The 13,017-nt window shown below is 48.6% G+C and carries 11 protein-coding genes; 8 read left to right on the forward strand and 3 right to left on the reverse strand.

Annotated features, from left to right (window positions below; genetic code table 11):
- Positions 1-86 precede the first annotated feature (86 nt).
- Positions 87-1,643 (reverse strand): hypothetical protein, encoded by a 1,557-nt coding sequence (locus OXH00_10310; protein MCY3741401.1) that lies wholly within the window; start codon positions 1,641-1,643, stop codon positions 87-89.
- 550 nt (positions 1,644-2,193) lie between these two features.
- Here OXH00_10310 and OXH00_10315 point away from each other — a divergent pair.
- From OXH00_10315 to ligA, 3 genes are all read left to right on the forward strand, one after another.
- Positions 2,194-2,496: a BMC domain-containing protein gene (locus OXH00_10315; GenBank protein ID MCY3741402.1), complete on the forward strand. Its 303-nt coding sequence runs from the start codon at positions 2,194-2,196 to the stop codon at positions 2,494-2,496.
- A gap of 163 nt (positions 2,497-2,659) precedes the next feature.
- Complete coding sequence (locus OXH00_10320; GenBank protein MCY3741403.1) at positions 2,660-4,087, forward strand: aldehyde dehydrogenase; 1,428 nt, start codon at positions 2,660-2,662, stop codon at positions 4,085-4,087.
- A 66-nt stretch (positions 4,088-4,153) separates the two neighbouring features.
- Positions 4,154-6,169 (forward strand): NAD-dependent DNA ligase LigA, encoded by a 2,016-nt coding sequence (gene ligA, locus OXH00_10325; protein MCY3741404.1) that lies wholly within the window; start codon positions 4,154-4,156, stop codon positions 6,167-6,169.
- 71 nt (positions 6,170-6,240) lie between these two features.
- On the opposite strand, the gene OXH00_10330 is transcribed toward ligA, so the two are convergent.
- Complete coding sequence (locus OXH00_10330; protein MCY3741405.1) at positions 6,241-6,927, reverse strand: endonuclease III domain-containing protein; 687 nt, start codon at positions 6,925-6,927, stop codon at positions 6,241-6,243.
- A gap of 35 nt (positions 6,928-6,962) precedes the next feature.
- On the opposite strand from OXH00_10330, the gene OXH00_10335 reads away from it, so the two are divergent.
- From OXH00_10335 to OXH00_10355, 5 genes are all read left to right on the forward strand, one after another.
- Positions 6,963-7,841: a sugar phosphate isomerase/epimerase gene (locus OXH00_10335; protein ID MCY3741406.1), complete on the forward strand. Its 879-nt coding sequence runs from the start codon at positions 6,963-6,965 to the stop codon at positions 7,839-7,841.
- Between the two features lie 116 nt (positions 7,842-7,957).
- On the forward strand, positions 7,958-9,052 hold the full coding sequence (locus OXH00_10340; protein MCY3741407.1) for a DUF1611 domain-containing protein: 1,095 nt from the start codon (positions 7,958-7,960) through the stop codon (positions 9,050-9,052).
- Positions 9,030-10,475 (forward strand): AAA family ATPase, encoded by a 1,446-nt coding sequence (locus OXH00_10345; GenBank protein MCY3741408.1) that lies wholly within the window; start codon positions 9,030-9,032, stop codon positions 10,473-10,475. Before OXH00_10340 ends, OXH00_10345 begins: the two co-directional genes overlap by 23 nt.
- A gap of 13 nt (positions 10,476-10,488) precedes the next feature.
- A complete protein-coding gene (locus OXH00_10350) occupies positions 10,489-11,004 on the forward strand; it encodes a hypothetical protein (protein MCY3741409.1) in 516 nt (171 codons plus the stop codon).
- A 31-nt stretch (positions 11,005-11,035) separates the two neighbouring features.
- The gene (locus OXH00_10355) at positions 11,036-11,836 is read left to right on the forward strand and encodes a phytanoyl-CoA dioxygenase family protein (protein ID MCY3741410.1); all 801 of its coding nucleotides are present in this window, start codon (positions 11,036-11,038) and stop codon (positions 11,834-11,836) included.
- Between the two features lie 53 nt (positions 11,837-11,889).
- Here the strand turns inward: OXH00_10355 and OXH00_10360 are convergent, their stop codons facing one another.
- Positions 11,890-12,987 carry a BMP family protein gene (locus OXH00_10360; GenBank protein MCY3741411.1) on the reverse strand — a complete coding sequence of 366 codons (1,098 nt, stop codon included), beginning with the start codon at positions 12,985-12,987 and terminating at the stop codon, positions 11,890-11,892.
- Positions 12,988-13,017 lie beyond the last annotated feature (30 nt).

Raw genomic sequence — 13,017 nt, forward strand, 5'->3', positions numbered from 1 at the left:
GTATCTTTCTTGCAAACTCGGTGCGGTTACAAACCGCATCTACTTTGCTTAGGGGTTTAGTAAGGTTGGAAATCCCATCAAGATGGCTATCCGTCAAAGGCGTTCGTACTTGCCATTCGGTTGTGTAATGCCACAACTTCGTTCGCGATTGTCATATCATCAGTTGGTGTTGGAATGACATCAGGGTGTGGCGGGATAACGGGTCGGATAATCTTCAACGGGAGTTGTTCACGGGCATCCATCATCCAACCGAAACCTCGGAAAATGTATGTCAATAGCGTTCTGTCGCTTTCATAGATGTCCAATCCTTCTTGGACTCCCCATCCACCGAAATCGGTATTCGGCGTTAAGCGGAGTGGCGGTTCATCTTCACGGCCCGGACGGACAAAACCTTCAACGAAGGCGAGTTGATAAATGCGTTGGATAATAGTTAATCGCTTTTTCTGTGAATCATTGAGTTGAATGTCGCCGTTATCAATTGCCTCAAGGAACGGATTGAAATAGATAGCGGGTCTGGGATCTTGTTGGATTTCATCAGCGCGCCCGGCGGCGGCGATTTCTGGATGCCCAAAGGTCGGCAGTGCGGATTGCATCCGTTCACGGATCGCGTCCTCGCGTGCCTCGGTATCCAGTGGTTCAATTTGATTGATAAACGCTGTCATATCGTGAATCGCCCCGAAATGCCGATCGCCATCGAGAGCCATCTGCGCTGCGACAAAAAAGTCGGAGACCGCCCCGGTATGCAAAGTGGCGAGATAGCGAGCGACGACGTTGGAGCCTGCAGAACCGTGGTGTATCTGTATGATGCCCATCCGTTCTAAAATATCTGCTTCAACCGTAGAGGCTTCACGTCCTAAGAGGAGACTATAGCAGGTTTGGAAAGCAGTCTTTTCACTCTTTTGATACTCGGTGATCAGATCCGTTGCGCGCATTGCCAGAACTTGAGGGTGTAGTGCTGGGTTCTCACGGAGTTGATGTCGCATATACGCCGAAACTGTTCCTACAGCGACATTCTCCATGTGCGTTTCAATCAATTCAAGCAGGAGTGAATCGGGGTCCCGCGTGCCGTTAATTCCTTTCTGATTTGGAATACCCAGTTTACGGAGCGTTGAGAAGTGTTGAATAGCAGCCTCGGGACCGGCTTCAGGGAAGGCTTTAGCAAATTCTGCAACCTGGTTAACGAGGCGTTGTTCACCGGTTAGACTTTCTCTGCGAGTTGTAATGAAGTCATAAAATTTCTTATCTATTAGGTTTGACAGTAGCGTCTCTTCATCAAGTTCACTGTCATCTGTTCCAGGTCGCCTGCCGAAAAGTCCTGCGAAGATAACGAAAGCGGGGCTGAGTTTGTCTGCGACGATTTCACTTTCGGAAACGATACCGCGGATGGCAAAACTACGGATATTCAAGGTTATCTGTGTGCCGCCACAATCAACCGCGGCTTTGTGTAGTGCCGGATTCGCGAAAACGGTTGTAGATTGGGGCATCGAACTGAAACCGTTAAGGACACCTGCGATTTTATCCTCTCCTAATTCAGTCGCCCTACTCAAAGAATCTGTTACGGGTGTATACGTCGAGGTTTCTGGCACCTCTGACAGGATTTTTCGGAGTGCGGCTTCCTGCTTTGCCTCCAAATTCTTGTTCAAAATGAGATCTCCTTCGTTGGCTATTTTTAGATAAACGTTCCGTCTTGCAAACTTCACCGAAATTTTGATGCGTCCTGATCCGCACAACCACCTTTCAGACGACGAGAGGGTGAGGTGCTCCAATTTCCGTTTAAAAAGGTTCTGATCAATTCATACCAAGGTTAATAATATTTTATCAGAATTCCGATTAAAAGTCAAGACAAAATTGGAAAGGCTATTAGTTTTGAGTAAGAATAGTTATCAGTTATCAGTTATCAGTTTGCCTCGCAGTGAGAGTTATCAGTTAGGAGGAAACGCTCTTTTTAGGAATTAAAAGAAAACTGAAATTAGTAGATACGTGATCTATAGCAGGTCAAATTACCGAACACTAATAATTGAACACTAAAATTTGACTTGCAGAAATGCGGATTTTGTAGTATCATTATTAACGAGCGTATTTGATTAAGGTGCCTATGTGCGTACCCACACTACATCAAAAATACAAATAGATACCAGTGGTGCACTGCAAGGCATCTTGCATTCTATTTTTACAGATAAGGAGTCTAACTACATGCGCAATGAAGCATTAGGAATGGTTGAAACACGCGGACTCATCGGTGCGGTTGAAGCTGCCGACACCATGGTGAAAGCCGCAAACGTCAAATTAGTCGGGAAAGAACAGGTCGGTGGCGGTTTTGTCACTGTCATGGTTCGCGGAGATGTCGGTGCGGTGCAGGCAGCGACAGATGCTGGGGCAGAAGCCGCGAAAGCGGTCGGCGAACTGGTATCGGTACACGTCATCCCTCGCCCGCATGCAGATGTGGAGACTATTCTCGGTGGCGGTTCGGAAGAACCGAAGAGTAGCAGCAAATAAATTGGCTTTGTAGGGCGGGGATGATTTTCTCGCCTTTGCCCTACTCCGCTTTAGCAGAGAACATGTTAGCATTGCCACGGGTTTCCGTATCTAAGGTGCCGCCCAGTGGTTTTACTATGTTCTCCTTAGGCGTGTTCTACGCGATGAGTGACTGGAGGGGTGAATGGCACAAATTGACGAAAAACAGATTGAAGAGATTGTTTCCCAAGTCTTGAGAACACTGCAACAAGACGGGACGACGACTGTACAACCCACGACACCCGTTGGCGGAAATTCGTCGCGGGCAGGCGTCTTCGCGACAGCAACAGAGGCTATCGCAGCAGCACAGACAGCACAGGCAGCATTCGTTAAACTTGGGTTTGCCAAAAGAAGCGAAATTATAGAAGCGATCAAAGAGGTTTCGCTTGCGAATGCGAAACGTCTCGCTGACTTAGCCGTACAAGATACCAATATGGGCAATGCGGCACATAAAGTGATGAAAAACGAGGGTGCTGTAACACTTTCACCCGGTGTGGACGATCTTATCTCGGAAGCGATATCGGGTGATTCAGGAACGCTTCTCATCGAATATGTCCCGTTTGGGGTCATTAATTCAATCACACCTACCACCAATCCGACATCAACGGTGATTAACCACGCGATTATAATGCTATCGGCAGGGAACGCTGTCGTCTTCAGTCCGCATCCAAATGCGCGGGACTGTACTGAAGAAACGATGCATGTCATTAACGAGGCGATCATTAAGGCAGGCGGTCCCGCCAATCTGCTCACCTCGGTTGAAAATGCGAGTCTACGGACAGCAAAAGAAATCATGGAGCATCCTGATATCGCCATGCTCGTCGCGACCGGTGGGGCATCCGTTGTGAGGACAGCATTATCGAGCGGTAAAAAGACAATCGCTGCGGGTCCCGGTAATCCCCCCGCGATTGTTGACGAAACAGCTGACCTTCAGGACGCAGCGAAGCACGTCATCGCAGGTACCAGTTTCGACAACAACCTGCTCTGTATCGGTGAGAAGGCACTCTTTGTCATCGAATCCGTTGCAAACGAGACGGTCCGAGAACTCACACAGAACGGTGGTCATTTGTTGAACGCGAGCCAACTTGGGGCATTAGAGGCGATTGTCACCGAAAAAGGTGAATCAAACAAGGAATACATTGGCAAAGATGCAACGACTATTTTAAAAGCGGCTGGCATTACAGCCCCCGCGCAGACAGTCGCGATCGTCGTAGAAGTTCCAGCAGATCACAACTTTGTTATCAACGAATACCTGATGCCGATTCTACCTGTCGTTCGGTGTCGTGATTTCGACGAAGCATTGGCAGGCGCACTCCGAGCGGAGGGTGGACGCGGACACACCGCAGTGCTCCATACCAACAATACCAAACGTATCACGCAATTCAACAAAGCGATGGACTGTAGCGTTGTAGTTATTAATGCCCCGTCTTATGCCTCTTGCGGATTGGAAGGCGAAGGCTTTTTAGCAATGACAATCGCGGGACCGACAGGCGAAGGGTATACGCGTCCACGCACTTTTACGCGTCAGCGGCGATTAACGATCGCAAACAATTTGTCAGCACATACCCAGTGACGGAAATAGGTTATTTGTGACCGGTCTGGGTCGTTTAAAATTTTTCCTAAACGGGACAAAGGCGTTATGCGAACAGAGATTGACGATCTGAGAGCGTTAATACGCCAGCATGAGCGTAAATATTACATCGAAAACCAGCCGGAAATATCAGATGCCAAATTCGATGCGCTCATGCTGGAACTTGAGGCACTCGAAGCGGCATCTGACGCGCCTATCCCTCCTGATTCTCCTACGCAGCGGGTTGGTGGCGGTGCTGTATTAGGCACCCGCATCCCACATCGTAACCCCATGTTGAGCCTGAACAATAACTACGACGCACAGGAACTACGCGAATTCGGGGAACGTGTCCAGCGATTGTTAGAAGATGCCCCTGTCGAATATGCTACAGAGTTAAAGATAGACGGTTTAGGTGTTTCGCTAATCTATGAGAATGGAGTACTCACGCGAGGACTTACGCGTGGTGATGGCGAATACGGCGAGGATATAACGGACAATTTACGAACGATTCGTTCTGTACCGCTGCGGCTTGTTGAAACAGAAACAATGTTCCCTCCGGTGTTAGAAGTCCGTGGCGAAGTCTTCATTCCGAAGGATCGGCTCAACGACATTAACATGCAGCGCGAGGCAGCAGGTGAGCCGCCTTTTGCAAATCCTCGGAACGCCGCTGCTGGGTCGCTACGCCTGCAAGATGCGTCTATCACTGCTTCTCGTCCGTTAGATATTTTCATCTATACCCTCAATTACGCGGAAGGCGTTGAATTCGCAACGCATACGGAATCGCTCGAACTGATGAAGCGTTGGGGATTGAAGTGCAATCCGCATACTGACTGCCATAAGTCAATAAATGACGTTCAGCACTACTATGAACAGTGGGTAGAAAAACGTCATGAACTCCGTTATGAGACCGACGGTATCGTCGTAAAAGTTGACCGTTTCTCCTACCAACATGAACTCGGAGCAACCTCTAAATACCCTCGCTGGGCAATCGCCTACAAGTTCAATGCGCAGCAAGCCATCACGACTATTGAAAGAATAGATGTACAGGTTGGACGCACGGGGGTTCTGACACCTGTTGCGATTTTGGAGCCTGTGACACTCGCGGGTGCGACAATTACGAACGCTACCCTGCACAACGCTCAAGAAATTGAAACCAAAGACATCCGTATCGGAGATCGGATTGTGCTTGAACGCGCTGGGGATGTCATCCCTAAAATCGTTGAGGTACTGGTAGCAGAACGTACCGGCAATGAGGCCGCTTTTGAATTCCCTGATCGGTGTCCAGTGTGTGATACGCCTGTCCAACGTACAGAAGCGGAGGTCGCGGTCCGGTGCGTCAACGTATTGTGCGTTGCACAACTGAAACGTCAAATTGCGCACTATGCTTCGCGCAATGCACTCCAAATCGAAGGTCTCGGTACCGCGACAATTGATCAATTAGTGGATAAAGAGTTAGTGCGTGATGTTGCCGACCTTTACGGTTTGGAAATAGAACCGCTAAGTGAATTAGAGCGGATGGGTGTTCCGTCTGCGCGCAACCTTGTCCATCAAATCGAACGGAGCAAGACGGCATCTGTAGAGAAAGTACTTTTCGGACTCGGCATCTTTCATGTCGGCGAGACTGTCGCCGAGCTGCTCATTGAACACTTCTTATCTTTAGATGCGCTCAGCACAGCGACACCCGAAGAGATTGAATCGGTAGACGGTATCGGCCCGCAGATAGCAGAAAGCGTTGTTAACTTTTTTTCGCAAAGCCAACCGCTACTTGACAAATTGCGGGCAGCCGGTTTACACTGTTTTACGGTAGAAGCAGAGGCTACCCGTATAGAAATCGCGGTGCCTGATAGTTTCTTTAGCGGAAAGACATTCGTTGTTACGGGGAGTCTTGAAGGTATGACGCGCACAGAGGCATCTAAGGAGATTAAGGCGCGAGGCGGTAAAGTTACGTCAAGTGTGACGAGTAAGACGGATTACCTTATCGCCGGGGAAGGTGCTGGTAGCAAATATACCAAAGCCGTAGAATTGGATATTCCGATTCTGACAGCAGCAGATTTCTCTGAAAAACTCCAGCAAGGCAACGTGTAACGAATATCCCACGCCTTGCGTCTAAGTATATCTACGAATTTCTGCTCCGTTGATGCCTAACCTCAGCACTCTTAAGTTCCTGATTCAGACGAATTGTAATAGGCACACGATTCGCGTAAGCGACACTCTTGACAGCTCGGCGTTTTCTTCTGACATACTCTCGCACCGTGCCCAACTATTAACGCATGATATTCGTTAAAAAGATCCACATCGTGGGGGAGGTTATCCATAAACATGGCGCGAAGTTTCGCGTAATTATATTTCCCTTCAATCCAGCCTAACCTCGAAAAAAGCCTGTAAGTATACGAATCAACGACAAAACTCGGTTTACCCGCGGCATAGAGGATAATCGTATCCGCTGTTTCGGGACCGACACCGTAGATAGAGAGAAGTTCTTCGCGTAATTCAGGAACATCCTGCTGAAACATTACGTGCAACGGACGCTCCGTGATGTAATCCACAAATGCGCGCACTTTCTGTGCCTTCATGCGAAAATAGCGCGACGGTCGGATCAATCGTTCCAATGCAGCTTGGCTAATAGAAGCGATCTCTTCGGATGTAAAGGCACCAGCGTTTCTGAGATTCTCCATCGCTTTTTCGACATTGCGCCACGATGTGGCTTGTGTTAGGATTGCCCCGAGTGCCACTTCAAAGGGTGTGTCTGCGGGCCACCACTTACGGTTCCCATGTTGGGCAAGGAGTTGGTTATAGAGCGTATAGAGTCTTTCGGTAAGATTATCTTCATACAGAATTTGCATAAGTAGAAAATCCTCAATATCATAAGGGGAAAATCATGGATTTAAGTTTTAGCACCAGCGCAGGCAACGGCGGTTGGAGCCTTGCCGAATGCACAGCGTGGGCAAAAGAAAACGGATTTGATGCAATCCGTCCGAACGCCACTGGCACTTTTGAACCGAGTGTCATTATACAATCCGGTGGCGAAGCAGTCAAGAAAATTTTAGAGGTCAACGGTATCTACCTCGCTGCCTTGACATCGCACTGTAACCTCCTTGACGATGTCGCGGAAAATCGGGAAAACGCCCGTGACACACTGATGCAGGCAATCGAAGCGACACACATCCTCGGTGCCCCAGTGGTAGTGACGTATGCGGGGAGTCCTGTAAGTTGGCACTTTTACGGACAATTCTCTTCGGAGCCGGGGAACCCGGGTGACCGGTCAGTTGAACTCGTCGGACGGTTCGAGGAGATGTGGACACCTGTCGTCCGATTCGCGGAAGAGAAAGGCGTGCAGCTTGCGTTAGATTGTGCCGTCCGGATGGGCAATATCGCTTGTAACCCTGAAATGTGGGAACGGATCCTTGATGCGATTCCATCAGATTCGCTGGGGCTGTCCTGCGACCCGTCACATTGGTTATGGATGGGCATTTTACCTGCTGAGGATGCGATCCGTATGTTTGACGGTAAGTGGTATTATGCCGACGTAAAAGATTGCGAAATTAGTCCGCGCATGAAGTTCCGACAAGGGATTATTGGGAACTGGTGGTGGCAATATCGGGTGCCCGGGCGCGGACAATTAAATTGGGGTACAATCACTGGTGCGCTGCAAGAATCTGGTTATGATTATGTGTTATGTGTCGAAAACGAGGATCGGGGTGCCCCCGGGTTAGACGGTTTCGCCCTCGGTGGTAGGTATCTTCGGCAATTCCTTTAGTAGTTTTCAGTTGGAGAACTGAATGGCTCTGTTTTAATTTTCTAACCCTTGAAATTGATTGGGATTTGTGTTAATCTACAAGCATATCTATTCTGCATGAAATGACAAACCGAAAAATGGAAAAGCAGTTACAACCGAAATCACATAAAATAGCGATTCTTGCCGAAGGCTCATTCGGTGTTCTTGAATCAAAAACCGCCACAGTCCTCGTGCGCTATCTCCCTGATAATGTTGTCGCAGTTATTGATAGTGCCAATGCGGGACGAGATGTCAGCGAAGTTATTGAGATTGGGGAAGGGATTCCGATTGTCCGCTATCTCGCTGAGGCGATGCGATTCAATCCGACGATGCTTGCTATCGGCATTGCACCACCCGGGGGCGAGTTGCCACATCCTTGGCGCGCGATCCTCCGTGAGGCGATCCAGAACGGCTTGCACGTCATGAGCGGACTCCACCAATTCCTGAGCGAAGACACAGAACTGTCCGAATTGGCAGCAGCAAACGATGTGGTTTTATGGGATGCCCGAAAACCGCCTGCCGATTTACCCGTCGCAACGTGCAAAGCCGATGAAGTTGATGCCACGGTTATTTTGACTGTCGGCTCAGATTGCCGTGTCGGGAAGATGCTATCTGGTATAGAGGTGACCCGTGCTGCGCGGGAACGTGGTGTGAATGCCGAATTTTGTCCGACGGGACAGAATGGGATTATGGTCTGGGGTTGGGGAATTGCGATCGATGCTGTCGTCTCCGATTTTACTGCTGGTGCCGCGGAGGAGATTGTGCTGGAAGGTGCAAAAAATCACGAGCTGCTTATCGTTGAAGGGCAAGGTTCGTTGGTCCATCCGGGGTACTCCGGTGTAACGTTAAGTCTACTCCACGGCAGTCTACCGGATGCGATGATCTTTTGTCACCAACCCTCACGGGATACAGTTGCGCGGTATACAGTGCCGTTGCCATCGTTAACTGAGATGATTGCGCACTATGAGACGTTGGCTGCACCGATAAAACCCGCTAAAGTGATTGGGTTGGCGTTGAATTGCTTTGATTTGTCCAAGGATGAGGCACGCGAAGCAATTCAACAGGCAGAGGCGGAAACGGGGCTGCCAGCAACAGATGTCGTGCGGTTCGGGGCGGATAAACTCGTTGATGCGATTCAGAAAGTGCATAGAGAAATGAGGAGAGATTTCAATGAGCGAACCCAAAAAGATTGAAACATTAGAAATGCCCAAGTATCCAAAGGTCAAAATCGCTGTTAAGAATTTCGGGCCGATTGCAGAAGCCACAATAGACCTCCAACCATTGACAGTATTTGTCGGACCAAGCAACACTGGAAAAACTTACTTTTCTACGTTAATCTATGCGTTAGACGGCGTTTTTACAGGACACTCAAAATTCCCAGGGCGGTTCAAACGCTTAGGTATTCATGGTTTCAAGGACTTGTTAAATCAAAATTGGGATGCGATTCGCTCAATTCTCAAAAAACTAAACACATCTGATCAATCGATTAAGTTTTCAGATTTGCCACCAGAAATTCGTGCCAGTTTAGAGTCAGACCTCAAGGATCCGGAAAGCACAGCAAACGAGCTCAACCGCTGCTTTGACTTAAATTCAATTACAGAATTGATTCGTTTAAAAAACGGTCAACGCAGTGAAATGAGCGTCTCTCTGGAGGTCAGGCGGGAAAATCAGCGTCTATGGAATTTCAATATAGAGGGCTGCGGGTCAAATTTTGCGGTACGTGGTTCAGTCAACGAGGATTTAATGATTTACGACAAAGACTCGTTGATCTCACATTCACATAAGGACCTTGACATTGATGATTTATTTTTCTGGGCCGCTATTGAATTAGACAGACATCGAGAAAAAAGATTCTATCTACCAGCCGCCCGAAGCGGAATTATGCAGAGTCACCGAGTGATAGCCAGTTCACTCGTCGAGCGTGCGACTCGCGGCGGTCTCACACCATTAGAGGTTCCGACGTTTTCAGGGATTGTCGCAGATTTTATGCAGCAACTTATACTCTACAAAGAATCCGAAGCACCCGACGAAGGCATAACACAGCTTGCAGGGACCATAGAATCTGGTGTGCTTGACGGTCAGATTCTCATGAAACCTACACCGAGCGGATATCCGGATTTTCTTTTTCGTTCGCGCGAAATGGGAGAAGATGTGCGTCTTACACGCGCAGCGTCTATGGTATCTGAACTCGCCCCGGTTGTACTTTTTCTCCGCAGTGGCATCCGCCCTGGTGATATGCTCATCATTGAAGAACCGGAGGCACACTTGCATCCGGGTGCCCAAACTGATATAGCATTAACCCTCGCTGGTTTAGTCCGTGCCGGTGTACGAGTTGTCGTGACAACTCATAGCGATTGGATACTCAAAGAAATTGCGAATCTAATACGGATAGGGGACCTCAAGAGAAAAGGCGTGCCGCAAGTGAAAAAGATGGAATCAATCCATTGGTTACTACCGGAGGAAGTAGGGACATGGTGGTTCCAAAAGGACGGGATCGTGAAACACATTCCTTTTGATCCCACTGAAGGCATAGAACCAAAAGACTATGAAGACGTAGCATATAAACTCTATGACCGGTCTGTTAACCTCCAAGACTTACTTGAGAAAGCCGGATAGGAGGTAGCAGCGAGTGGGACTAAAAGAGCTTCTCACAGAAATAGAGAAGCAAGTACACGAAGAATGCATTAGCAAATCTTGTAGTGGAGACGGATGTCGTGTATACCTAACCGGCACCCCATCTGACCGAGTTATCGTAAACCTTGAATGCGAATTTGAACAGCGGAAAATAAGCACAAAACGATGTGACTATGTTCTCTTCTGTGGCGATGCTTCTCGAGGTAATTTGGTTGTTGTGCTTATAGAACTCAAAAGTGGAACTTTTAAAACATCAACAGTAGCCGATCAGCTGCAAAGCGGAGCCAACTTCGTCTCAGAAATGTTTGGAAAGTTACCTAAGGAGGCGAATGCAGCACTAAACACACTCGAAATTACGTGTGTTCCTACTCTGTTCCATGGTAAACGTATTGACAGATTTGAACTCCGAGAACTTGAACGCTCTAAAATTCGCTTCCGTAGTCGAAACACAGCAATTAAGAGAAGTAAGGGTGGTCAAGCAAAAAATCTCGCCTCAGTTTTGAGCGGATAGACCTATTCTCAAATAAGGAGATGTAAATCCTATGACTGATGAAGAAAAATTTCGATTTGACTTGAGCGGATTTCTCGTGCGTCCTGCGATCCTTGAACGTGATGAAGTGAACGCAATCGTCGATCAGATCGAGAGGATACACCATAGTCCTGAATCTTTACCACCAGAACACCGCGCTGTGCCGGGAGGTCCAGCAAGTGTCCTGATTGACCATCCGAAGGTCCTTGATGTACTGCACGAAATCATCGGACCCGATGTTCGGTTAGAGAACTGTTCCTCTGTCTGGCGAGAAAAAGGGCAGGAACATGGTGGACTTCACGGTGGTGGACCGCAACAAGGGGATCCAATTTTCGGGTACCGTGTCAATAATGGACGGATTCACGCGGGGATGGTGCGTGTCGTCTTTGAACTCACAGATGTCTCCAAAAACGATGGCGCGACACACTTTATCGCGGGCAGTCACAAGTCTAACTTCCCGATGCACGCTGAACACATGTCGTTAGAGGCAGGGAAACGGAGTCCGTTTCTGATGTCATACGAATGTCCGGCTGGCAGTGCGATTTTCTTTACGGAAAACCTGTGTCATGCGGGTCCTGTCTGGCAACGGGAGGCACCGCGCGTGGCAGTGCTGAACGCTTACGCGCATCTCGCAACGCATTGGCATCGGCTGAAGACTCCGCCCGAAGTACTCGCCGCCTTACCGCGTGAAAAGCAGGCATACTTCCGTGAACCATGGGTTGCCGATTTCCGTACGAGTCCAGCAACAATAAACACGATTGAACGATTTATTGACAACGACGAACCACCTGTTAACACCGATACTAAACCGTGATTTTATGTGGCGAGGTTGACAACCTCGCCAGCAAACAAAGAGCAAAAATAGCATTACGGTACAACTGGTGATATTTCTGCGCCTTCATCATCCGATGTCGTCGCTTGAATTTCAGGCTCCGGTACCGTTGGAACAGTAATCTCACCAGCAACAATGCTCGCCTTCAATGCTTCAACCTTTGCTAAGATGTCATCAGAGATCAAATCCCTATTGCCATCAGTCAACAGATAGCCGACATTGTCTTCAGCAAGACCGAGAGACCGAACACCAGCCATCAGATTCCCAGCTGCGAATTCTTGGATAACCTTATACGCTGACTCGTCGATTCCGACGCGCAGCCCTGTTAGGATTATGTCCGGTGCGACATCAGTGATATCAATGTAGTTCCATATCACATACCTGTCATCCGCGAGTTTAGCGGCTGCAACGGCACCAAAACCCGATTGGTCCGCCATCGCGTAAATCACGTCCACACCACTATCGTATTGAGTAGACGCAATCTCCTGTCCTTTGACCGGATTGTAGAAACCCGCTTGATCATCAGCGACATAACCTCTAATTATTTCCGCGTTTGGATTGACCGCTTTGACACCAGCGAGGTAACCGGCTTCAAATTCGTGCAGTAACGGAACATCCGCACCACCGAGGTAACCGACTTTCCCGGTCTTCGATTTTAATCCGGCAATCGCGCCAGCGAGAAATGTCCCTTCGTTGACTCGATGGGTGAAAGAAACTACATTCGGTAGATCCACCGCGGCGTCAAAAACGACAAACATAACGTCTGGAAATTCCGGTGCCACGCGTGAAACTGGGTCAGCCATTTGATAACCGGAAGTGATAACGAGCCCTGAGTTTCCAGCAGCGGCTTGCAGCTGCATATCCCATGTCTCGAAATTGCTCTCCATTTCGGTTATCTCAACGCTAAGCTCCGCTTTGGCTTTCTGGATACCGTTATAGAGGACATCACAGTAAGAGGAATCACCAAGGCAGTCACCCGGATAGACAACACTTACCCGAATCGGGGCAGCCTCCGTCGCGTCTTGCGGTTCAGAGACAATCATATCCTGAACCCGATTACAGCCACAGGTATAGATTAATAAGAATCCGAAGACCAAAAAACTTGCATTTTTCAACACGTTCAAATAGTTCATTTTTCTCCTATACATTGTAAACGCACAACG

This window comes from Candidatus Poribacteria bacterium (assembly GCA_026706025.1).
Taxonomy (GTDB): domain Bacteria; phylum Poribacteria; class WGA-4E; order WGA-4E; family WGA-3G; genus WGA-3G.

Excerpts from the sequence above, each read along its gene's own strand:
- OXH00_10355 (MCY3741410.1), top strand. The coding sequence starts at position 11,036 with ATGACTGATGAAGAAAAATTTCGATTTGACTTGAGCGGATTTCTCGTG.
- OXH00_10360 (MCY3741411.1), bottom strand. The coding sequence starts at position 12,987 with ATGAACTATTTGAACGTGTTGAAAAATGCAAGTTTTTTGGTCTTCGGA.
- OXH00_10320 (MCY3741403.1), top strand. The coding sequence starts at position 2,660 with ATGGCACAAATTGACGAAAAACAGATTGAAGAGATTGTTTCCCAAGTC.
- ligA (MCY3741404.1), top strand. The coding sequence starts at position 4,154 with ATGCGAACAGAGATTGACGATCTGAGAGCGTTAATACGCCAGCATGAG.
- OXH00_10335 (MCY3741406.1), top strand. The coding sequence starts at position 6,963 with ATGGATTTAAGTTTTAGCACCAGCGCAGGCAACGGCGGTTGGAGCCTT.
- OXH00_10340 (MCY3741407.1), top strand. The coding sequence starts at position 7,958 with ATGGAAAAGCAGTTACAACCGAAATCACATAAAATAGCGATTCTTGCC.
- OXH00_10330 (MCY3741405.1), bottom strand. The coding sequence starts at position 6,927 with ATGCAAATTCTGTATGAAGATAATCTTACCGAAAGACTCTATACGCTC.
- OXH00_10345 (MCY3741408.1), top strand. The coding sequence starts at position 9,030 with ATGAGCGAACCCAAAAAGATTGAAACATTAGAAATGCCCAAGTATCCA.
- OXH00_10315 (MCY3741402.1), top strand. The coding sequence starts at position 2,194 with ATGCGCAATGAAGCATTAGGAATGGTTGAAACACGCGGACTCATCGGT.